Annotated in this window: 18 protein-coding genes; 4 read left to right on the top strand and 14 right to left on the bottom strand. The window is 60.6% G+C overall.

Annotation, left to right across the window (positions count from 1 at the left end):
• The 4 genes from PMI29_RS10175 to glgA form a co-directional block, all read right to left on the bottom strand.
• Positions 1-1,052, bottom strand: a 1,052-nt coding sequence (locus tag PMI29_RS10175; RefSeq protein WP_008000337.1) for an alpha-amylase family glycosyl hydrolase, incomplete at its 3' end; no start/stop codon positions are given.
• Positions 1,049-3,127, bottom strand: coding sequence for a 4-alpha-glucanotransferase (gene malQ, locus PMI29_RS10170; RefSeq protein WP_008000340.1), 2,079 nt, complete (start codon positions 3,125-3,127; stop codon positions 1,049-1,051). The genes PMI29_RS10175 and malQ, both read right to left, overlap by 4 nt.
• The gene (gene treZ / locus PMI29_RS10165) at positions 3,124-4,920 is read right to left on the bottom strand and encodes a malto-oligosyltrehalose trehalohydrolase (RefSeq protein ID WP_008000342.1); all 1,797 of its coding nucleotides are present in this window, start codon (positions 4,918-4,920) and stop codon (positions 3,124-3,126) included. Before treZ ends, malQ begins: the two co-directional genes overlap by 4 nt.
• Before the next feature lie 12 nt (positions 4,921-4,932).
• Complete coding sequence (glgA, locus tag PMI29_RS10160; RefSeq protein ID WP_008000344.1) at positions 4,933-6,516, bottom strand: glycogen synthase GlgA; 1,584 nt, start codon at positions 6,514-6,516, stop codon at positions 4,933-4,935.
• Between the two features lie 559 nt (positions 6,517-7,075).
• Here glgA and PMI29_RS10155 point away from each other — a divergent pair.
• Both PMI29_RS10155 and nudC read left to right on the top strand, forming a co-directional pair.
• Entirely contained in the window at positions 7,076-7,888 is an 813-nt protein-coding gene (locus PMI29_RS10155; protein ID WP_008000345.1) for a crotonase/enoyl-CoA hydratase family protein, read from the top strand.
• 6 nt (positions 7,889-7,894) lie between these two features.
• On the top strand, positions 7,895-8,725 hold the full coding sequence (gene nudC, locus PMI29_RS10150) for an NAD(+) diphosphatase (protein WP_008000347.1): 831 nt from the start codon (positions 7,895-7,897) through the stop codon (positions 8,723-8,725).
• Here nudC and PMI29_RS10145 read toward each other — a convergent pair.
• The 3 genes from PMI29_RS10145 to PMI29_RS10135 form a co-directional block, all read right to left on the bottom strand.
• Positions 8,693-9,472 carry a TSUP family transporter gene (locus tag PMI29_RS10145; protein ID WP_008000349.1) on the bottom strand — a complete coding sequence of 260 codons (780 nt, stop codon included), beginning with the start codon at positions 9,470-9,472 and terminating at the stop codon, positions 8,693-8,695. The two genes, nudC and PMI29_RS10145, sit on opposite strands and share 33 nt — an antisense overlap.
• Before the next feature lie 190 nt (positions 9,473-9,662).
• On the bottom strand, positions 9,663-10,139 hold the full coding sequence (locus PMI29_RS10140) for a nuclear transport factor 2 family protein (RefSeq protein ID WP_008000351.1): 477 nt from the start codon (positions 10,137-10,139) through the stop codon (positions 9,663-9,665).
• A 56-nt stretch (positions 10,140-10,195) separates the two neighbouring features.
• Complete coding sequence (locus tag PMI29_RS10135; protein ID WP_008000352.1) at positions 10,196-10,759, bottom strand: TetR/AcrR family transcriptional regulator; 564 nt, start codon at positions 10,757-10,759, stop codon at positions 10,196-10,198.
• Between the two features lie 217 nt (positions 10,760-10,976).
• Between PMI29_RS10135 and pssA the strand changes: the two genes are divergently transcribed.
• Both pssA and PMI29_RS10125 read left to right on the top strand, forming a co-directional pair.
• The gene (gene pssA, locus PMI29_RS10130; protein ID WP_008000354.1) at positions 10,977-12,320 is read left to right on the top strand and encodes a CDP-diacylglycerol--serine O-phosphatidyltransferase; all 1,344 of its coding nucleotides are present in this window, start codon (positions 10,977-10,979) and stop codon (positions 12,318-12,320) included.
• 128 nt (positions 12,321-12,448) lie between these two features.
• The gene (locus tag PMI29_RS10125; protein ID WP_008000356.1) at positions 12,449-13,465 is read left to right on the top strand and encodes an AraC family transcriptional regulator; all 1,017 of its coding nucleotides are present in this window, start codon (positions 12,449-12,451) and stop codon (positions 13,463-13,465) included.
• Positions 13,466-13,567: 102 nt separating this feature from the next.
• On the opposite strand, the gene PMI29_RS10120 is transcribed toward PMI29_RS10125, so the two are convergent.
• The 7 genes from PMI29_RS10120 to arnF all read right to left on the bottom strand — a co-directional run bounded on the left by PMI29_RS10120 (position 13,568) and on the right by arnF (position 21,169).
• Positions 13,568-14,038 carry an LEA type 2 family protein gene (locus tag PMI29_RS10120; protein WP_008000359.1) on the bottom strand — a complete coding sequence of 157 codons (471 nt, stop codon included), beginning with the start codon at positions 14,036-14,038 and terminating at the stop codon, positions 13,568-13,570.
• A 58-nt stretch (positions 14,039-14,096) separates the two neighbouring features.
• The gene (locus tag PMI29_RS10115) at positions 14,097-15,569 is read right to left on the bottom strand and encodes a nucleobase:cation symporter-2 family protein (protein ID WP_008000361.1); all 1,473 of its coding nucleotides are present in this window, start codon (positions 15,567-15,569) and stop codon (positions 14,097-14,099) included.
• 97 nt (positions 15,570-15,666) lie between these two features.
• Positions 15,667-16,374 carry an HPP family protein gene (locus tag PMI29_RS10110; protein ID WP_008000363.1) on the bottom strand — a complete coding sequence of 236 codons (708 nt, stop codon included), beginning with the start codon at positions 16,372-16,374 and terminating at the stop codon, positions 15,667-15,669.
• 160 nt (positions 16,375-16,534) lie between these two features.
• Positions 16,535-17,713, bottom strand: coding sequence for an MFS transporter (locus PMI29_RS10105; protein WP_008000364.1), 1,179 nt, complete (start codon positions 17,711-17,713; stop codon positions 16,535-16,537).
• Between the two features lie 89 nt (positions 17,714-17,802).
• On the bottom strand, positions 17,803-19,386 hold the full coding sequence (locus tag PMI29_RS10100; protein WP_443216458.1) for an ArnT family glycosyltransferase: 1,584 nt from the start codon (positions 19,384-19,386) through the stop codon (positions 17,803-17,805).
• A 5-nt stretch (positions 19,387-19,391) separates the two neighbouring features.
• The gene (locus PMI29_RS10095) at positions 19,392-20,771 is read right to left on the bottom strand and encodes a UDP-glucose dehydrogenase family protein (RefSeq protein ID WP_008000368.1); all 1,380 of its coding nucleotides are present in this window, start codon (positions 20,769-20,771) and stop codon (positions 19,392-19,394) included.
• Positions 20,768-21,169: a 4-amino-4-deoxy-L-arabinose-phosphoundecaprenol flippase subunit ArnF gene (arnF, locus tag PMI29_RS10090; RefSeq protein WP_008000370.1), complete on the bottom strand. Its 402-nt coding sequence runs from the start codon at positions 21,167-21,169 to the stop codon at positions 20,768-20,770. Before arnF ends, PMI29_RS10095 begins: the two co-directional genes overlap by 4 nt.
• Between the last annotated feature and the right edge of the window lie 63 nt (positions 21,170-21,232).

Genomic DNA, 21,232 nt, shown 5'->3' on the forward strand with positions numbered 1-21,232 from the left:
CGGCCCGCCGACAGACTGTCCACCCGGCGGCGCAGTTTTCGGCAGTAGCCTCGCGGGTCGGCGAGGCCGTCGATGTGGTCGATGCGCAACCCGTCGATCAGCCCTTCAGCCACCAGTTGGAAGATCTTCGCGTGGGTGGCTTCGAACACGGCGGGACGCTCGACGCGCAGTCCGCCGAGTTCATTGATATCAAAGAAGCGCCGCCAGTTGATGTCGTCGGCGGCCGTGCGCCAGCTGGCGAGGCGATAGCTCTGGCGTTCCAGCAGGTTGTGCAGGCGCTGGAAGCCTTCGCCGGTGAGTGAGTCGTAGTTTTTCGAGTGTTGCTCAATGGCTTGAGCAATGAGCGGATCGCTGACCAGATCGCGAAGCTCTGCTTTGAGCGGCATGGCCAGGCTGCGGGCGTCGGTCTGGTAGCTCAGGGTGCTGAAGCGATCGGCCAGGGTCTTGAGTTGTTCGGCCTGTTGCGCATCAAGCGGTGCATCGACCCTGAGCAACTCGCCGTAATCGCTGGGACAAATGGGAAAGCGGTGTTCGTAGTGCTCGACATGGAACGTGCCGTGCCAGGCATCGAATCGCAAGGGCAGGGTGCCGTCCTGCAGCGCGACGCCGTAGTCGCTGCCCAGAAACGGCAGGAGCAACTGGCCTTCCATCAACGGATCGGGGGAGTGCCACTGGATATCGAAAAACTCGCCGTAGGGGCTCAGGCGCCCCCACTCCAACAAATCCAGCCACCAGGGATTATCACTGCCGCCGACTGCCATATGGTTGGAGACGATATCGAGGATCAAGCCCATGTTCTGCCCGTGCAAGGCACTGACCAGGCTGCGCAGCGCCGCCTCACCACCCAGTTCCGGGTTGACCCTGGTCGGGTCCACCACGTCATAGCCATGCGTGGACCCGGCGCGGGCGCGCAACAGCGGGGAGGCATAGACATGGCTGATGCCGAGGCGGGCGAAATACGGCACCAGTGGCACTGCATCTTCCAGCGTGAAGCCTTTATGAAATTGCAGCCGCAAAGTGGCGCGCAGCGGGCGGGTCGGTGCTTGAGTCATCGATCACGCTCGGCCGCCTGAAGCCGCGCGCAGGCGAGCAGTTCCAGACGTCGTGCCGCATCCGGTCCATCGAGCAGGGCTTCGCTGTAACCGGCCAAGCGCCGCGACCAGTTGGGGTGTGTATCAATCGTGCCGGGCAGATTGGCCTGTTGTTCCACGCCAAGGGCATCTTCCAGTGGCAACAGCACCAACGGCGACCGGGTATGACCGAGAAAACGCACGCTGGCATCGAGCACCTGATCGGTTTCGTGGGACTCTTCACGAAAGTTTTGCGGGTCCTGGCTCAACGCCCGGCGCAGGCCTTCGCGCTCACGTTCGCGGTGTTGGCGCCATTCGATTTCAGCGCTGGCATCGACCATGCCGAGCCGGGCGTTCCAGTCGATATCGCGGCCATGCCACCAGCCGTTGAGGGTGGGCAGGTCATGGGTGCTGGTGGTCGCCAGGGCGTTGTCCGGCCAGTCGAGGATGGGTTTGAAGTGCGTGTTGTCCTGTTCGAACAGCAATACCCGCATGCCGAGTATCGAACGGGCGATGAGTTTTTCCCGCAGGCCGTCCGGCACGGTGCCGAGATCTTCGCCGAGGACGATGGCTTGATGGCGATGGGATTCCAGGGTCAGCAGACGCAGCAGATCGTCCACCGGGTAATACAGATAAGCACCGTCGGCCGGCGGCGAGCCGTTGGGGATCACCCACAAACGCTGCAAGCCCATGACGTGGTCGATGCGCAAGCCACCGGAATGGGCGAAATTGGCCCGCAGCATTTCGATGAAGGCCCGGAAGCCATTGCGCACCAGGCCTTCAGGGGAGAACGCGGAAATCCCCCAGCCCTGGCCGCTGCGGTTGAGAATGTCCGGCGGCGCACCGACGGTGAGGGAGGCGAGCAGTTCGTCCTGACGGCTCCAGGCCTGGCTGCCGCCGCCATCGGCGCCGACGGCCAGGTCGGCGATCAGGCCGATACTCATGCCGCTGGCGCGGGCGGCGGTTTGCGCGCGCTCCAGGCAGCGAGTGATCAGCCACTGACAGAAAGCGAAGAAGCTGATGCGCCCGGCATTTTCTTCGGCAAATGCCGCCAGTTCGGCGCTGCGCGGGTTACGCCAGGGTTCGGGCCATTGCCGCCAGTCGAGGTGTTCACCGCAGGCGGCGCGAGCCTCCTGGATCGCCTCGAAGCGGCAGTGGTTTTCCAGGGCTTCGCCAGCGGCGTGACGAAAGCTGCTGAAGTCTTCGTGCAACGGGTGTTCGCCGAGGACGAAGCCTTCGTACAGCGACTGCAACAACCGATGCTTGGCTTCGGCGGCGGCCGGCCAGTCGATCAACGGACGCTCTTCCAGGTCCTTGAGTTCTTTTTCCAGTCCGGTTGCATCAATGGCGGCACGCAGTGCGCGTTCGCCGAGAATGGCGCCGGGAGCGCAGTAAAGGCTGTTGAGAAACAAACGGCTGGACGGCGAATACGGGCTGTAGCGTTGGGTGTCACTGGAAAACATCGCATGCAACGGGCTGATCGCCAGCGCTTCGGCGCCACGCTCACCGGCCACCCGGGCGAGGTCTTCCAGTGCCTGGGTGTCACCAAACCCGCCATCGCCGGGGCGGCGCAATCCATACAGCTGCACGCTCAGGCCCCAGGCACGCGGGATCGGATTATCCACGGCATCGGCCACGCTGTAGCAACGGGACGGGGCCACGGCCAGGGTGAAGGTTTGTCCGTCGATGCTGACCTGTTGATAGCCGACCGGTACCAATCCCGGCAACACCGCGCTGGCGTCCAGTTTCAGGTTGAGTCGCGAACCGTCTTCGAGGTGGATTTCGCAAGGGGTTCCAGGCTCGAAATAACGCGCCAGGTCCAGGCCCGCCCCGATATCGGCGGTCATCAATGGCGGCAAGTGACTGGTCTGTTGCGCCGTCTGCAATTCCAGCAGGCTGGCGTCGATTTCCTGGGCACTGCCGGCCGGGTGGCCAAGGCCGGTCAGCACGTTGCGCAACACCGAAGGCGCGACTTTTTGCGGGCGGCCGTTGGCGTCGATCCAGTCGACCGCGAGGCCGGCACGGCTGGCCAGAATTTCCAGTTGCGCATCACTCATGGTCGCTCTCCATACGAGGTAGCAAGGGGGGCTGCAGCGGCGAGGCTGACGAGCGCGCAATACGGGGCAAGGGTGCCTTGGGCCAGCAGGTCGGTGCTCTGTGGCGGGTATTCGAACAACTGCACGGCGCCGGACTGTGAGGTGTGGACTACGGGCCTGTCGCTGAGGTTCAGGTCAATGCGCAATTGGCTGCCGTCGCCCAAACGCCAGGCTGCGCTGACTGCGCCTTCGCCCAGCACGTCGCTGCCCAGTGCCTGGGCGCCCGGCAGGCGCGGGATGATGTGCCGGTGACGGATCTGTAACAGCCGGCAATACAGGTCGTGCATCTCGCAATGGCCGGTCGATGGCAGGACAGGGCGGGACGCTGCAAACGTCTGCGGATCATTCGGGTCCGGAATGTGTTCGCGCAGGTCAGGGTCCGCAAACGCGCTAAGCGCAGCGAACTCGTTGCGCCGGCCGTCGCGTACCCGCTTCGCCAGTTCACCATGATGGCTGGTGAAGAACAGGAAGGGTTGTTCGACGGCAAACTCGTCGCCCATGAACAGCAGCGGAATCATCGGCGACAACAGCAGCAACACCGTGGCGGCCCGCAGCGCTTGCGGGTGGGCGAGTTGATGCAGGCGCTCGCCGAAGGCGCGATTGCCGATCTGATCATGATTTTGCAAAAACAAAATGAATGCGCCGGGGGGCAAATGCCCGCTGGGTTCACCCCGCGCCACACCATGGCGGTTGAGATGGCCCTGGAACGCGAAACCCTGGTTCAGGCAGCGCGCCAGTTGTTCGGTGGGGTTGTGCGCGAAGTCGGCGTAATAGGCATCGGTTTCGCCGGTCAGCAAGACATGCAAGGCGTTGTGGCCGTCGTCATTCCATTGCCCGTCGTAACCCTGTTCGAGCAGGCTGGCCTGGTTGTGTTCGTTCTCCACCATCAGCCAGACATGCCGTGCCGGTCCCGTCTGCTCGCGCACCCGTCGCGCCAGTTCCTGAAGGAAATCCGGGTCTTCGATGGCGTGCACCGCGTCCAGGCGCAAACCGTCGAAGCGGTATTCCAGCAGCCACATCAAGGCGTTTTCGATGAAAAAGTCCCGCACTTCGCGGCAGCGGAAATCGATGGCCGCACCCCACGGAGTGTGTTGGTCTTCGCGGAAGAAACCCTTGGCATAACGATGCAGGTAATTACCGTCCGGGCCGAAGTGGTTGTAGACCACGTCGAGAATTACCGCCAGGCCGTGGCCGTGGGCGGTGTCGATCAAGTGCTTGAGTTGTTCGGGTGAGCCGTATGAAGCCTGGGGTGCGTAGGGCAGGACGCCGTCATAACCCCAATTACGCTCACCGGGAAACTGCGCGATGGGCATCAGTTCGATCGCGGTGACGCCCAGTTCGACCAGCCGCGCCAGATGCGTCTCGACGGCACTGAAGCCGCCGAGCGCACCGACGTGCAACTCGTAGATCACCGCCTCGTTCCACGGGCGTCCCAGCCATGCACTGTGTTGCCACGCATAGGCCAACGGATCGACCACCACACTGTGCCGGTCGATATCGCCGGCCTGAGCGCGGGAGGCAGGGTCAGGCACCTCCAGCTCACCGTCGATGCTGTAGCGGTAACGCGTGCCTGCCGGGCAGCGAGTGTTGCTCACGAACCAGCCGTCGGCCTGGGGCAGCAACGGCAAGGACTGTCCATTTTCCAGTTCGACACTGACGTAGAACGCATCTGGCGCCCACAACGCGAATCGCGTGTGCTCGGCATCCAGCATGATTGCGCCGTGGGGCCAGGTCTCAAGGGTCCGTAACGGCATCTTGAAAGCCTCTTACTGTTTGTTCGATTTCCCCAATGCCTTAGCCACAAGCTGTTCATAGAGCTCGGCGTAGGGTTCGACCGCCTTGCACCAGTTGAACGGCGCTGCCATGGCCCGGCAGCGCATGGCATGCAGCAGGTCGGGGAAGGCGAACACCTTGAACGCGCGGCTCAGGGCTTCCTGGTAGCTCTGCACTGTGGATTCATCGAACAGGAAACCGGTCACGCCGTTTTCGATGGTGTCGGCCAGGCCACCGGTATTGCGCGCTACCGGCAACGAACCGAAGCGCTGGGCGTACATCTGGCTCAGGCCGCACGGCTCGTAACGCGAAGGCATCAGCAGGAAATCGCTGCCCGCGAACATGCGCCGGGCGTCGGTTTCGTTGAAGCCGATGCGCACGCCGATTTGCCCCGGGAAGCGCAAAGCCAGTTCACGCATTGACTGTTCTTCTTCCGGTTCGCCACGGCCGATGATCGCGATCTGCCCGCCGTTTCTGACGATGTACTCGGAGACCGCTTCGGTGAGGTCCAGGCCTTTCTGGTAGACCAGACGCGAAACCACTGCGAACAGCGGCCCTTCGGAGTCTTGCAGGCCGAACAGCTCGCGCACATGGGCAGCGTTCACGGCCTTGCCGTCCCAGTCGCCGATTTCGAACGGGCAGAACAGGTGCGGGTCGGTCGCCGCATCCCAGCTTTCATCGATGCCGTTGGGAATTCCGCTGAGCAGGCCTTGCTGGGTCTTGGCGGCGAGAAAACCGTCGAGACCGCAGCCGAAGTCCGGGGTGGTGATTTCCTGGGCGTAGGTCGCGCTGACCGTGGTGATGTGGCTCGAATAGGCCATGCCGGCCTTGAGGAACGACATCTTGCCGTAGAACTCCATGCCTTCCTGTTGCAGCGCGTGATGGGGAATGCCCAGTTCGGGGCACGAACCCAGGCTGATCACGCCTTGATAGGCCAGGTTGTGAATGGTGAATAGCGTCGGCGTGCGCTGCCCACGCCAGTGCATGTAGGCCGGGGCCAGGCCAGCTGGCCAGTCGTGGGCGTGCACCAGGTCCGGGCACCAGTGGATTTGCGCGAGGTTGGCGGCAATATCGGCAGCTGCCAGGCCTAGGCGGGCGAAACGGATATGGTTGTCCGGCCAGTCGCGGCCGTTGTTGGCGCCGTAGGGCGAACCTTCGCGCTCGTAGAGCTCGGGGCAGATCAACACGTAAATGACCAGACCGTCGGGCATGTCCATGCGCCCGATCTTGCACGGTGGCAACGCCGCATGACCGCCGAGCTCACCGATGATATGAATGGGGTTCTCGCTGTGCAGTACCTGCGGGTAACCCGGGATCAGTACCCGCACATCGTGCAGGTGGGCCATGGCCCGTGGCAGCGCCGCGGAAACGTCGCCCAGGCCACCGGTTTTCACCAGGTCGGCAATTTCCGAGGTGACGAACAACACTTTTTTACGGTTCGGATTCTGCTTGGCTACCGGGGTCGGCGTCCTGGTGCCAGGAACGCTGACGGGTTGGGTGTTTGCGGCAGTTACGGCGCTCGACTCGCCGACCTGATGAGCACGCTCTCCCTGTATTTCCAAAGCCGTACTGATCATATGAATCTCCCGTGTTGTTGATCTAATTCTTAGGTCTGGCAAACGGTGTTTCATGGCCAATTCCCGTGGCCGGGCGCAAACGCGCTACGCATCAGTGAGCAAGCGCTGCCCAATGCGTCGAAGCAAAAGGGGTGAATGAGCCATTGCAAAGATTGCACCAGTCGCAACGCACCTTCTTTTCAGAGGACCGATCGGGATTGGAAAAAGTTTCGACTATTTTTCCACTTTGTGACCAACCGGTTTCGTCTTGAGAAAATGAGTCTAGGCCAGAACTTAGAGCGGTAAAGGCCAGATGGCAAAATTGTTCGACAATCGGTTTGTAGCGGTACGGACGTGCCTGATCGAGGTGCAAACGCGCCGACGAAGTGCATGTTTTTTTGCGTTTTGGCCTCAAAAAGTCACTGGGCAGTCACATAAATGTGCGACGCGCTTTGAGGGCTTTGCACTGTTATGGTGCGTGCTGACAAGTCCCGCATTTGGCCGAACCACTGCCTTACTGCCCACCTTGGTGCCTTGTTATAGTTCGGGCCTCATTTTTGCCCGCAAAAGGATCACCGGCATGTCTCAGTACAGCGCGTTCAACGTCGAACTGGTCGATAAAATCGCCCACGTGCAGATTAACCGCCCGGAGAAGATCAACTCGATGAACGCTGCGTTCTGGAGTGAGATCGTCGAGATCTTCCAGTGGATCGACGACACCGATGAAGTGCGCGTGGTGGTCCTCAGCGGGGCAGGCAAGCATTTTTCCTCGGGTATCGACCTGATGATGCTGGCCGGTGTGGCCAATGAATTGGGCAAGGACGTGGGGCGCAATGCGCGCCTGTTGCGGCGCAAGATCCTTACCTTGCAAGCGTCGTTCAACGCGGTCGATAACTGTCGCAAACCGGTACTTGCGGCCATACAGGGTTACTGCCTGGGTGGCGCCATCGACCTGATTGCCGCGTGCGACATGCGTTATGCCGCCGAGGATGCACAATTTTCGATCAAGGAAATCGACATCGGCATGGCCGCCGACGTCGGCACGTTGCAACGCTTGCCGCGGATCATCGGTGACGGCATGCTGCGCGAACTGGCTTACACTGGTCGCACGTTCGGCGCCGACGAAGCGCGGGGCATGGGGCTGGTCAATCGCGTCTACAGCGACAACGCCAGCCTGCTCGACGGCGTCATGGGCATTGCCCGTGAAATCGCCAGCAAGTCGCCGATCGCCGTCACCGGCACCAAAGAGATGATCAGCTACATGCGTGACCATCGCATCGATGACGGCCTTGAATACGTCGCTACCTGGAACGCCGCCATGCTGCAATCCACCGATCTGCGCGTGGCCATAGCCGCCCATATGAGCAAACAGAAACCCGAATTTCTGGATTGATTAACCATGATTCCTCGCTGGACCACCGCAGTACTGGACACCGATCAACCCGGCGGCTGGGCCATTGCGCGCAGCCCCGAAGGCTTTCTGTTCGATGACAATGGCGCTCTGTTTCCGCGCGAATGGCTCAAGCGTCAGGACCTGGCGATCCTCGCCGAACATGGCATCGGTCATCTGGACGGCGAGCCGGTCTACCTGCTGGAGCTGCGCAATCACAGCGAAGTGCCGGGTTGCAACTGGAAAGGCCTGCGGGCGTTCATGCTGGAAGGCGATCACACGATCTACAAGGTACTCGGTTACGCCGCGCAGATCGGCACCTGGGCCCGCGAGCACCGCTTTTGCGGTAACTGCGGTCAGGCCATGACCCAGGTGCCGCGCGAACGGGCAATGTATTGCCAGCCGTGCGATCTGCGCAGCTACCCACGGATTTCGCCGAGCATGATCGTACTGGTGACTCGAGGTGATGAAGTGCTGTTGGCACGCTCACCGCGTTTTGTCAGCGGCGTCTACAGCACCCTGGCCGGGTTTGCCGAGCCGGGTGAATCGGCCGAGGACTGCCTGATTCGCGAGGTCCGTGAAGAGGTGAGCATCGAGGTCAGGAACATCCAGTACCTGGGCAGCCAGTGCTGGCCGTTCCCGCATTCGATGATGCTTGGTTTTCATGCCGAATACGCCAGTGGCGAGATCATCTGCCAAGAGGACGAGATCGAGGACGCCCAGTGGTTCAACATTCGCGACTTGCCGCCGTTGCCGGCGTCACGCTCGATTGCCCGTTACCTGATCGACGTCTATGTGGCGCGGCGTTTAGGCCACGCTGAACCAGTGCTGCCAGGCTAGGCGCACGGTCAGGCCCAGCACCACGGTGATGAACACCGGACGAATGAATTTCGCGCCGCCGCTGATGGCGGTGCGGGCGCCGAAGAAGGCGCCGACCATCAACGACGAGCCCATGCACAGGCCGATGATCCAGTCCACCTGACCGGAAAAGATGAAGATCGACAGCGCCGCTGCGTTGCTGACGAAGTTCATGCTGCGCGCCACACCGCTGGCCTTCACCAGGTCGATGGGGTAGAGCAGCAGGCTGCTCACGGTCCAGAACGCGCCCGTACCGGGACCGGCCACGCCGTCATAGAAGCCGAGGCTGAAGCCTTGGGTCGACTGCCACGTTTTCTTGATCGGTGCGTTGCTGTCCAGTGGCGCTTTCGGCGTGCCGCCAAACAACAGATAAACACCGCAGGCGAAGACGATCACCGGCAGCATTTTGTTCAGCCATTCCGCCGGCAGGTAATGCGCGACCACGGCGCCGGTCAGTGCACCGACCAGGGTGCCGACGATGGCATGAATCCATTGTGCTGGATGGAACAGCTTGCGTCGGTAGAAGGTGAAACTGGCGACGGCCGAGCCGAAGGTCGAACTGAGTTTGTTGGTGCCCAGCACCAGATGCGGCGGCAGGCCGGCCGTGAGCAAGGCGGGGGTGGTCAACAGACCACCGCCACCGGCAATGGCATCGATGAAGCCGGCAACAAAAGCGACAAGGGCCAGGATGGCCAGGGTGGAGAGGTCAACGCTGAGTTCGAAAGGCATGGGATCGGCTTATTCGGCGGGTGCAGAAAGAGGCTGCGGGGAAGGGCAGCATCTTAACCACCTGCACAACACAAAACCAATGTGGGAGCGAGCTTGCTCGCGAAGAGGCCGTCAGATCCAGCATAAATGTTGGCTGACACACCGCTATCGCGAGCAAGCTCGCTCCCACAGGGATTAGTGTGGATTTAAATTACAAGCCCAGATCCGACAGGCTCGGATGATCGTCAGGACGGCGCCCCAGCGGCCAGTGGAATTTGCGCTCGCTTTCCTTGATCGGCATGTCATTGATACAAGCGAAGCGGCGGGCCATCAGGCCGTCCTCGTTGAACTCCCAGTTTTCGTTGCCGTAGGAGCGGAACCAGTTACCGGAATCATCGTGCCATTCATAGGTATAACGCACGGCGATGCGGTTGTCGGTAAATGCCCAGAGTTCCTTGATCAGCCGATAATCCAGCTCCTTGGCCCATTTGCGGGTCAGGAAACCTTTGGCTTCTTCGCGGTTGTGGGCGAACTCGGCGCGATTGCGCCATTGGGTGTCCAGGGTGTAGGCCAGGGACACGCGCTCCGGGTCGCGGGAGTTCCAGCCGTCTTCAGCCAGGCGAACTTTCTCGATGGCCGATTCACGGGTGAAAGGGGGCAATGGCGGACGAATTTCGGCATTAGACATTTAAAGTCTCCGTATCAAGTTGATGTTAAAACATATTGTCGAGCTTGATTGAGTTGCTACAGGTCCAATAACTTTCGCGCCATGCATTGCGCATTATCGGCGGCACTGTGATCACCCGTTACAAGCGCCACGGTAATGGCACCATCGATCAGGATCAGCAGCTGTCTGGCCAGCATCTGCGGATCCTCGGCACCATGTTCGGTACACAGCTCGCACACGTAGTCGAGCAGCTTCTGTTTATGCTCCCTGGCGACCAGGCGCACCGGGTCTTGCGGGTCGCCGGTTTCGCCACTGGTGTTGATGAAGGCGCAGCCGCGGAAGCCTTCGGAGGCGAACCACGTTTCAAGTACGGTAAACAGATTGAGCAGCCGCCCGGCCGGGGTTTGTGCCTGGTTGACTTCGCTCCGGTACCAGTTCATCCAGCGTTGATCGCGGCGTTGCAGGGTGGCCACGACCAGTTCGTCCTTGTTGGCGAAGTAGCGGTAAATGCTTTTTCTGGAGACGCCGGCGGTCTTCACCAGGAGATCCATGCCAGTAGCAGCGATGCCACTCTTGTAGATCAACTTTTCGGTGACATCCAGAATGATGTCGCGTGTGTCATTGCTAGTGATTTCGTTCATGGGGCTAACAGTAGAATGATCGTTCTCCTTGGTCAATCGATATTTTTGTAGTGCCTGATAAATGGTCTTCGCGAGCAGGCTCGCTCCTACATTTGAAATGCGTTCCCCTGTGGGAGCGAGCTCGCTCGCGATGGTGTCATTACAGACAGTAACAAGACCCGAACCTTTGCATGGTGTAAGCTCACGGGTTCTTCGGATTCGACCCATTGCGAGCCCTATGCCGTCGCTTTTCAAACGCTCCCTGCTGCCCAAGCTGCGCAGTTTTCCGCTGACGGCCGATGCCGTCGGCATCCTCTCCGGCGCTGCCGAATTCCGTCGTTGCCTGCTGGAGAAAATCGCCAGCGCGACCCGGCGCATTTACATCGTTGCGCTGTACCTGCAACAGGATGAAGCCGGCCAGGAAATTCTCGATGCCTTGCACGCGGCCAAACTGGCGCGTCCGGAACTGGACGTGGTGGTGGTCGTCGACTGGCTGCGCGCCCAGCGCGGGTTGATCGGTGCTGGCAAGCAGGCGGGCAACTCCGCCTGGTATCAGGAAATGACCCGCACTCATGCCAGCGAAGTGCCGGTCTACGGCGTCCCGGTGCAAACCCGAGAACTGTTCGGTGTGTTGCACCTTAAAGGCTTCGTGATCGATGACTGCGTGATCTACAGCGGCGCGAGCCTGAACAACGTCTATCTGCACAAGTTCGACAAGTACCGCTACGACCGCTATCACCTGCTGCACAATCGCGAACTGGCCGATTCGATGCACCACCTGGTGCAGCACGGTCTGCTGCCCTCCAAAGCGGTGCACCGCCTCGACCTGCCGAACCTGCCGACCACCCGCAGCCTGCGCAATGACATCGGTGACTTGCGCAGCCGCCTCAAGCACGCGGCGTACGACACCACGCGTGGCAGCACTGACAGGACCGGTTTGTCCGTCAGCCCGTTGCTCGGCGTCGGCAAAAACAATCCGCTGAACCGAGTGATCTGCGAACTGATCGCCAGCGCCCAGCAGCAACTGACCATTTGCACACCGTACTTCAACCTGCCGCTGGCGATCATCCGCGAGATCAATCGCGCGCTGGCCCGCGGGGTGAAGATCGACATCGTGGTCGGCGACAAGACCGCCAACGACTTCTACATTCCGCCGAGCGAACCGTTCCGGGTCATTTCGGCGCTGCCGTACCTGTACGAAATCAGCCTGCGCCGGTTTGCCAAGCGTCATCAGCGCGACATCGACAGCGGCCAGTTGAACCTGCATCTGTGGCGTGATGGCGACAACACCTATCACCTCAAGGGCATGTGGATCGATCGGCGCTATACCTTGCTGACCGGCAACAACCTCAACCCGCGAGCGTTTCGACTCGATCTGGAAAACGCCTTGTTGATCGATGATCCCCATGGCGAACTGCTGGAGCCGCGTCGCAATGAGCTGGCAGAGATTTTCCAGCATACCCGGCGAATCGAGCACTTCCAGAACCTGGAAACCCTGGCCGAATACCCTATGGGCGTGGCCAAGTTCCTCAAACGCGTGAGTCGGGTGCGGATCGAGCGGTTGCTCTATCGCATCCTCTGAAAAAGATCGCAGCCTGCGGCGACTGACGCCTTCGCGGGCAAGCCCGCTCCCACAAGGGATCTGCGTTGAGCGGGCGGTTTCAGCTAATATGCCCCCCACTCGAACAAGAACAGGGCTTGCCGCGATCCATGTCGGAAAAAGACACCATCTCCATTCAACTGGTGCGTGAGGCACTGTTGCAAAGCTGCGCGCCAGGAATTGCCACGCAAGAGGTGTTGATCAAGGTTGGCATTGATCCGCAGTTGTTGGATAGCACCGATGCCCGCGTTCCGGCCACTGCTTATGCACGTCTGTGGCGATTGTTGGCACGGCGCGGGGATGATGAGTTTTTTGGCATGGACCCACGCAAACTGAAATCCGGCAGTTTTGCGTTTCTGTGCCGCAGCGCCATGGTCCAGCCCAACGTGGCGGCGGGACTGGTCAGCGGCCTGGCGTTTCTGTCGTTGATCCTCGAACACTTGCCGGCGCAGTTGGTGCGCCAGCAAAGTCTGGCGGAAATCGTCCTGCTGGAGGACGACAAAGACCCGCGCCGGGCCTTCACCTATTTCACCTACTGGATGATCGTGCACGGTGTTGCCTGCTGGCTGGCAGGACGACGGATTCCGATCCTGGCCATCGAACTGCGCTGTTCGAAGCCGGATTTTTGCGATGACTATCAGGTGATGTTTTCCGAGAACCTGCGTTTCGACCGTCCGCGTACGCGGATGATTTTCTCCGCCGATTGCCTGGACCTGCCCATCAAGCGCAGCCCTGAAGAACTCAAGCGATTCCTGGCTCATGCGCCGGCGAACATCCTGGTCAAATACCGCGACCCGCAGAGCCTGGCCAGTCGCATCAAACACGATCTACGCCACTTGCCGGCAGAACACTGGCCGGAAACCGAAGCCCTGGCGCAACGCCTGTGCATGTCGGCCTCAACCTTGCGCCGCCGACTGGCCGAAGAAGGGCAAACCTATCAAGGTCTCAAGGACAGCGTGCGCAAGGAACTGGCGATTGTCTGGCTGGCGGAGCCCGCGATCAGCTTCAGCGATATCGCCACGCGGCTTGGGTTCGCTGACGTCAGTTCGTTCTACAAGGCGTTTCGCAAATGGTCGGGGTCAAATCCGGGGCACTACCGCAGCCTGATTCTCAATGACACCGAGTAGGTTCAGCGGCGCAGCAGCCATTCTGCGCGGGTGATTTCCAGGTTTCCTGGGGAAAGCAACACCGACAAATTGACCTGCATCGGTGCGGATCAAACGCAGGTCTTAACGGTTGCCAGTGGTCGATCCAGGCAGATTGAGCGTGCCACTGTCCACGAAGCGCATCGTGTTGAACACCCCACCCGAGAGCTTGCCGCGCAGGACATAAGGCATGTTGTTGAGCCGTTTCATTTGGCTGATGCCATAGGTCTGGCGGACCACCGAAAACGCCGAAACGCTGACCGGCACGCTCACGACGGTGTCGGAAAAACGCCCGATCGAGCCACTCTCATCGCTGACGCCGGAGGCGAATGGCTGGCCGTTGATGTCCAGGTCCAGCGCGACGCCGTTGTAGGTGATAGTGGTGTCATTGGGGTTCTGCACGCGGATTTTCACGGCAAAGCGCACTTCCATGCCCTGGCCTTGCAGGGGCTCGATGCCCACGACGTTGATTTTCAACGGGTCTCGATTGGGCAGAGAGGAACAGGCGCTCAGGCAGAGCAGGAGGGAAATCAGGACTGCGTGGACGCTGCGCATGGACGTGCTCTCATCTGGAAAAAGGCTGAACCGCCAGCGGCTCAGCCCTGGAGCCCGTCTAGCGGTTTGATTGTGGGACCCTCGCAGCCGTTGCGGGTTCATCCCTGGCGGTCACATCGGGGTTCTGCATCACCTGAAGCACGGAGGCCTCCGGATCGAATTCGTCCTCTTCCAGTTCGATGAATTCCTCGGGCAGGAAGATATTAAGAACGATAGCGCACAGTGCGCCGACGGTGATGGGCGATTCGAAAATGTTGTGCAGAGCCTTGGGCAGTTCACGCAAGACTTCCGGCACGGCGGCCACACCCAGGCCCATGCCGACGGAAATCGCCACGATCAGCATGTTGCGCCGATGCAGGCCGGCCTCGGCGAGAATCTTGATCCCGGCCACGGCGACGGTGCCGAACATCACCAGTTCCGCGCCGCCCAGTACCGGTTTTGGCATCAGTTGCAGTACCGCGCCGATCATCGGGAACAAACCAAGCACCACCAGCAGGCCGGCAATGAAAAACGCTACGTAGCGACTGGCCACGCCCGTGAGCTGGATCACCCCGTTGTTCTGGGCGAAGGTCACCATCGGCATGCTGTTGAACACCGCGGCCATGGCCGAGTTGAGGCCATCGGCGAGCAGGCCGGACTTGATCCGGCGAATGTACACCGGGCCTTTGACCGGTTGCCGGGAGATCATCGAGTTGGCCGTGAGGTCGCCGGCGGCCTCCAGTGGCGAAACGAGGAAGATCACCGCCACCGGAATGAACGCTACCCAATCGAAAGAGAACCCGTACTTGAACGGTACCGGTACGCTCATCAGCGGGACTTCGGGCAGGCTGTTGAAATCCACCTGGCCCATGAGCCATGCCACCACGTAGCCCAGGGTCAGGCCGATGACAATCGCCCCCAGGCGCAGAAACGGCACGTCCACCCGGTTCAACACCACGATGGTTCCCAGCACCAGCGCCGCCAGGGCCAGGTGACTGGCAGCACCCAGGTCCGTTGCACCGAAGCCTCCGGCGATGTCAGTCATGGCGACCTTGATCAGCGACAAGCCCATCAGCGTGATGATGGTCCCGGTCACCACCGGGGTGATCAGCATGCGCAGCTTGCCGATGAACTGGCTCAATACCACTTCAATGAACGCGGCAAAAAAGCACACACCGAAGATGGTCGAGAGAATCTCATCGGTGCCGCCACCCCGGGCCTTGACCATGAAGCCGGCACTGAGAATCACACTGATGAACGAGAAACTGGTGCCTTGCAGGCACAACAGGCCCGAACCCACCGGGCCGAAGCGCCGCGCCTGGACGAAGGTGCCCAGGCCGGAGACGAACAGCGCCATGCTGATCAGATAAGGAATTTCGCTTTGCAGGCCCAGGGCGCTGCCCATGATCAGCGTCGGGGTGATGATGCCGACGAAACTCGCCAGCACATGTTGCAGGGCGGCGAAGACGGTGGCAGTCAGATGCGGGCGGTCATCGAGGCCGTAAATCAGGTCGCTGTGGCGTGGAGCAGGGGCTTTTTCGGAGGCGGTCATGGTGGTTTGCGTGCCAGAAGGCGGGCCGGGTCAGAAAATGGAGGCGCAGGATGCCAGAACCGCCGGGCCACGGCAAAAGAACCTCCAAATCAGTGGTTTACAGTCGTGGCGCGAACACCTCGCTGACGCTGCGGCGCCTGGCGTGCAATTGGCTGGCCTGGATCAACTGTTCCAGGTCCTCGGGCGTGACGTCATAGAATGCTTCCATGTCAGCCAGCGCCAGTTTCAGGTCTTCGACGGTGATGGCCTGACGGTCCACCGGCGGGTGATCGGCAGGAATCGTGACCACTGGTTCGCTGGCACCCTTGGGGTAGCGAATGCGGGTCAGGTTGTTGTAGGCCAGGGCGCTGAGCAGCAGCGTCGTAGCGCCGAGCATCACCGGCTCCATGGCTTTCCAGTCCATGGCAATGGTCGCCGGATCGGCCAATACCAGGGTCAGGGCCAATGCACCGGCCGGTGGATGCAGGCACCGCAACCAGCACATCAGGATCAACGCCATGCCCGCCGCCAGACAAGCGCTACCGAGGGTTCGGCCCAACACATGGGCCACCAGCAGCGCAATCACCCCGGCGCTCAAGTAACCGCCGATAATCGACCAGGGTTGGGCGAGCGCGCCGGAAGACACGGCAAACAACAGCACCGCCGACGCCCCCAGTGGGCCGATCAGGTGCTGGGCCACTTCGATGCCGAATACCTGACCACAGCACCACACGCTGAACAGCGTCCCCAGGGCCATGCCGATGGCGGCGCGGCTCCATTCGGTGGGACGGGTATTGATGGCGGCGGGCAGCCAGCGAGCAAGCATTTTGACAAAAACTCCGGCAAAAAAAATCGAGGCAAAAAAAGGGCTTAGCTGGGAAACCCAGAAAGCCCTTGAAGGTGTTCCAACTATTGGGGGAGGAACAGGCACAGTGTGCCGTTCAATCAAGGTACTGACAAATTCATATTAATGAGCTTTCAGTACATTAATTTTGCTTTAAGTTGCCCCGTCGGCCGCTTATGTAGCACAGCAAACCTCCCAGCGCAGCCAGTGCACTCAAGGCATAAAACATCGTCGGTGCCGGGGTGTGCATCAACATGAAGCCGCAAATCACCGGACTCAACGCACCGCCAAGTGCAGCAAGGTTTTGCGCGCCATAGTAGCTGCCGCGCAGCTCTTCCGGAGCCAGGGTGTCGACGAAGAGAAATTCGGCCGGATAAATAATGATTTCACCGAGGGTGAAGATAAACATTGCCACGCACCAGCTCACCAGACTGTCTGCCAGGCTGAAGCCGATCAGCCCGAGGATGAACAGGCCGGTACCGGCAACAATCCACTGGCGCAGTTGCTCGCGTTTGAGGAAGCGCCCGATCTGGTACTGCAACAAGATCACACTGATGGCGTTGCACGCGAGCAGGGCGGCCATGATTTCCATGGTGTGTTGGGGGTTACTGGTCACCAGCAGGTACTGCGACAGGTAAAACGTGAAGCGCCCGTGCACCACGGTGCTGAGCAGGCAGCCAGCGGTGAACAGGATCAGTGTGCGGTCGTTTTTCAGGGTGATCAGGGTTTTGAGAAAACTCTGAGTCTGACCGGTGACAGACGAGCGCGCCGGGTCCTTCGCGATCCCGGTCATCAGGAAAATACTGAAAAAGGCGATGGCCGCCGCAACCAGGAATGGTGCGCTGGCAAAGGCACCGGCAATCAGCACGCCGAGCATCGGCCCGACAGCGTAGCCAATGTTGGTCAGCGTATAGCTCAGGGAAAACGCCTTGGCGCGTTGGCCCACCGCAAGGTTGTCGCTGAGAATCGCTTTCGAACCGATCAGGAACAGCGATGAGGCGGTTTCGGTGACGATCAGGGTGATCGTGGTCAGGTAGAGGTTTTCAGCAAAGGTCAGCAACACCAGGCCGATAGCGCTGGACGCCATCGACAGAACAAGCAATCGGCGTTTTTCGAAGCGATCGATGATGTAGCCACCGTAGAGGGAGAGCAGGGTGGCGACGAATACGGCGATGCCGAGCAGCAGACCAACGTCCTGTTGATTGAGGCCAAGCTTGTCGCTGACGAACAGTGTGAGCAGCGGACTGGTGATGGCACGGCTGACGACGATGGTCAGCGAGCAGATCAGCAGGCGGCGGATAAGGGGGGAGTAGGTGGTCACAGGGTGAATGTCCTTATTCGATTGGGCCGGCATCAGCCCAATCGTGGACGCTACTCTAGCAGTCGGACACTGGGTCGTTGCTACAGGATTTACTGGCGGTGCAGCAACACAAAATCATTCTTGTCGAACCGCCCGCTCAGCACGGGTGGCAAGGCGCCAAATGCAGTGCCTTGCAATGCTTTATAGGCGTTCAGGTCCATCATCAACCACGCAGGCCCTTTGAGGTTTTCCAGTTCCAGGGGCGAATCGGTGAACACCGGTTGCAGGTCCTGTTTGATGTTGACCATGAACTTGATGGCCTTGGCATCTTTGCCCATCGCGTGCATCACCAGCGGCGCGGGGGCTTTTTGCATGAGGTCGACAGTGGCGCGGCTGAAGGTCCGGGTGTCGTAGAGTTGTCGTTGGACAGGCTCGAATTGCAGGATGTAGAACGACCAAATTGCCAGGACCGCGCAAAGAGCCAGTGTTTGCGCTCGCCAGCGGGCGCGCTTGAGCACTGCCAGGGCGATCACTTGCAGCAGGCCGAGAATGATGAACAACGAAGTGAGGTGAGCCACTTCCTCGGGGAATTTTCGCCGGACTACCAGCAATGCCACGATCAGCAGGCCCGGGATCAGCAGCCACAGGCCCTGCATCAACCCCCGCAGCCAACCAAACAATCGACCCTGTGTGGCGTAGAACGGATACGCCGCCACAATCGCCGCCATGGGCAGCATCGGCAGCAGGTAGCGGGCTTTTTTCGCCTGGGGGATCGAGAGGCCAATCATCACAATCAGTCCGGCGGCGACGCAGTATTGCAACAGGCGCAATACCGGGCCGGTTTCCCGGCGGTCGCAGATTCCGACCGCCATCAGCGCCAGCACTGCCAAGGGCCACGCCAGTGCGTAATTACCCACCGAACTGGTGAAGTAATACAGCAAATCGTTGGAACCCTCGGTGCCGTCCATGCGACCCATGAACTGCATGCGAATCACATCTTGCAAAAACGCCGGGCCGCCACTGACATCTGCCAGCCACAACAACAGACCGATGCACACCGCCAGCAGCAATGCTGCCAGCGACCCGAAGACGATCAGCCGCCGCCATTGGCGACCAACCAGAAAATAGCTGCAGAGCATCCCCGCAGGAATGACCAGGCCGATGGGCCCACGAATCCAGAAGCCCAGCATCAGCAAGGCAAAGACCAGGCCCCAGCGGCGCGGCGCCGTGAAGTGATCGGCGGCGTAGCCCAGGTAGAACGCGCTGAACGCGACGGCCGCGAGCATCAGGTCGAGGGAAACGGCGCGGGTTTCAGTGATGAAGGTGTTGGTCATCAGCATCAAGGCGATGCTCAGCAGCGCCCAACGCGTGGAATAGGGCGCCAGCAAGCGGTACATCAAGGTGACGATGACCGCTGCGGCGATGGCGCTCGGCAGCCATGCGGTCAGGCTGGTGACCTGGCCGAACGGCAGCGAAAGCAGCCAGATGAATATCGTTGAAAGTCCCGAATAGTCTGCGTAGGGCTGGCCATAGGTCGTCGGAAAAAACGACGGCCCATTGCGCAGCATCTCCTGGGCGAACAGCACGAAGCGCGAATCGAAACCGATGGCCGCCTGCTGGTACATCCCGGCGCAGAACAACAACAGCGCCAACAGACCCAGCGCGAGGGACTGTTGGCGGATGTGAGGGATCATGAGGTTCAGGCGACCACTGATTCGGTTGGCCATTGCTGGTAAGGAATCGGCAATTTGCGCGATTCGCCACGGCCGATCGGGAAGTAGGTGAAACCGATGCGTGCCAGACGGTCTGCGTCATACAGGTTGCGGCCGTCGAAGATCACCGGTGCATTGAGCCGCTGCTGGATCAGCTCGAAGTCCGGAGCCTTGAACTGTTGCCATTCGGTACAGATGATCAGTGCGTCAGCACCGGACAAGACCGACTCAGGCGTACCCATGAGCATCAGTTTCGATTCATCGGGATACAGCTTCTGGGTTTCCTGCATGGCTTCCGGATCGAACGCACGGACATTCGCCCCGGCGGCCCACAACGATTCCAGCAACACCCGGCTCGGTGCATCACGCATGTCGTCGGTGTTTGGCTTGAACGCCAGGCCCCACACGGCAAAGGTCCTGCCGCGCAATTCGCCCTTGTAGAACGCATTGATGCGTTCGAACAGCTTGTGTTTCTGGCGCTCGTTGATGGCTTCCACGGCTTGCAGCAGGTCGCTGGAGCAATGGGCCTCCTCGGCACTGTGGATCAGGGCGCGCATGTCCTTGGGGAAGCATGAGCCACCGTAGCCGCAGCCGGGGTAGATGAAGTGGTAGCCGATACGCGAGTCGGCGCCGATGCCCAGGCGTACCGATTCGATGTCGGCACCCAGGTGTTCGGCCAGTTCGGCGATCTGGTTGATGAAGCTGATCTTGGTCGCCAGCATGCAGTTGGCGGCGTACTTGGTCAGCTCGGCGCTGCGCAGATCCATGAACATGATGCGTTCATGGTTGCGGTTGAATGGCGAGTACAGGTCGCGCATCACGTCACGCACTTCGTCGCGTTCACAGCCGACGACGATACGGTCCGGACGTCGGCAGTCGGCCACGGCCGAACCTTCTTTCAAGAACTCCGGATTGGAGACGATATCGAACTGCAATACACGCCCGGCGTTAAGCAGGCATTTGTCGATGTGTGCACGCAAGGCGTCGCCGGTGCCGACCGGTACGGTGGACTTTTCCACCAGGATCGCCGGTTGTTCGCGATGCCGTGCCACCGCTTCGCCCACCGACATTACGTAGCGCAAGTCTGCCGAACCGTCGTCCCGGGACGGAGTACCGACCGCGATGAACAGCACCTGTCCGTGCTGGACCGCGAACTTTTCGTCGCTGGTGAACTGCAACCGCTTGGCGTCAAGACCTTCGCGTACGAGGCTGGCCAGCCCCGGTTCGAAAATACTCACGTGGCCCTGTTTGAGCAGTTCGACTTTTTTCTCGTCAACGTCCATGCAGACCACGTCGTGGCCGACTTCCGCCAACACCGCTGCCTGCACCAGGCCAACATAACCGCTACCAAATACACTGATTTTCATGGAGCACTCCTTAATTCGGGCGCACGAGCAGGTCGAGAATTGATGGTAATGACGCCGAGGATGACCAATGCCACGCCAAGGCTTTTTGTAAGGCTGAACGCTTCGTTGAACAGTGGCAGGCTGGCGGCCAGCAGGTACACCAGCGCGTAGCTGATGCTCAGTAATGCGTAGGCACGGCCCAGGGGCAGGTCCCGCAGGGCGGCGAGCCAGCAGAGCATCGACAACGCGTAGGCGAAGATGGCAACGAGCACCACGGCAACGGCTGTCAGGTCGACAGGAGCGATGAGCCATTGTTCGGGTTGTGGCAGGTGACTCATGCTCCAGCGCATACCCAATTGGGCCGCGCTGACCAGCAGCACACTGCCCAGTGCGAAGGTGATACCGCGACTCGGGTTCATGTGTGCTGCCCCAGCAGAGCCACGCCGCCGATCACCAGCGCCACGCCCAGCCAGTGGCGGCGG

It is taken from the genome of Pseudomonas sp. GM49 (assembly GCF_000282355.1).
Taxonomy (GTDB): domain Bacteria; phylum Pseudomonadota; class Gammaproteobacteria; order Pseudomonadales; family Pseudomonadaceae; genus Aquipseudomonas.

Bases quoted from the DNA above. Each gene is read 5' to 3' on its own strand.
- malQ (WP_008000340.1), bottom strand. From the start codon at position 3,127: ATGAGTGATGCGCAACTGGAAATTCTGGCCAGCCGTGCCGGCCTCGCG.
- treZ (WP_008000342.1), bottom strand. From the start codon at position 4,920: ATGCCGTTACGGACCCTTGAGACCTGGCCCCACGGCGCAATCATGCTG.
- glgA (WP_008000344.1), bottom strand. From the start codon at position 6,516: ATGATCAGTACGGCTTTGGAAATACAGGGAGAGCGTGCTCATCAGGTC.
- PMI29_RS10155 (WP_008000345.1), top strand. From the start codon at position 7,076: ATGTCTCAGTACAGCGCGTTCAACGTCGAACTGGTCGATAAAATCGCC.
- nudC (WP_008000347.1), top strand. From the start codon at position 7,895: ATGATTCCTCGCTGGACCACCGCAGTACTGGACACCGATCAACCCGGC.
- PMI29_RS10145 (WP_008000349.1), bottom strand. From the start codon at position 9,472: ATGCCTTTCGAACTCAGCGTTGACCTCTCCACCCTGGCCATCCTGGCC.
- PMI29_RS10140 (WP_008000351.1), bottom strand. From the start codon at position 10,139: ATGTCTAATGCCGAAATTCGTCCGCCATTGCCCCCTTTCACCCGTGAA.
- PMI29_RS10135 (WP_008000352.1), bottom strand. From the start codon at position 10,759: ATGAACGAAATCACTAGCAATGACACACGCGACATCATTCTGGATGTC.
- pssA (WP_008000354.1), top strand. From the start codon at position 10,977: ATGCCGTCGCTTTTCAAACGCTCCCTGCTGCCCAAGCTGCGCAGTTTT.
- PMI29_RS10125 (WP_008000356.1), top strand. From the start codon at position 12,449: ATGTCGGAAAAAGACACCATCTCCATTCAACTGGTGCGTGAGGCACTG.
- PMI29_RS10120 (WP_008000359.1), bottom strand. From the start codon at position 14,038: ATGCGCAGCGTCCACGCAGTCCTGATTTCCCTCCTGCTCTGCCTGAGC.
- PMI29_RS10115 (WP_008000361.1), bottom strand. From the start codon at position 15,569: ATGACCGCCTCCGAAAAAGCCCCTGCTCCACGCCACAGCGACCTGATT.
- PMI29_RS10110 (WP_008000363.1), bottom strand. From the start codon at position 16,374: ATGCTTGCTCGCTGGCTGCCCGCCGCCATCAATACCCGTCCCACCGAA.
- PMI29_RS10100 (WP_443216458.1), bottom strand. From the start codon at position 19,386: ATGATCCCTCACATCCGCCAACAGTCCCTCGCGCTGGGTCTGTTGGCG.
- PMI29_RS10095 (WP_008000368.1), bottom strand. From the start codon at position 20,771: ATGAAAATCAGTGTATTTGGTAGCGGTTATGTTGGCCTGGTGCAGGCA.
- arnF (WP_008000370.1), bottom strand. From the start codon at position 21,169: ATGAACCCGAGTCGCGGTATCACCTTCGCACTGGGCAGTGTGCTGCTG.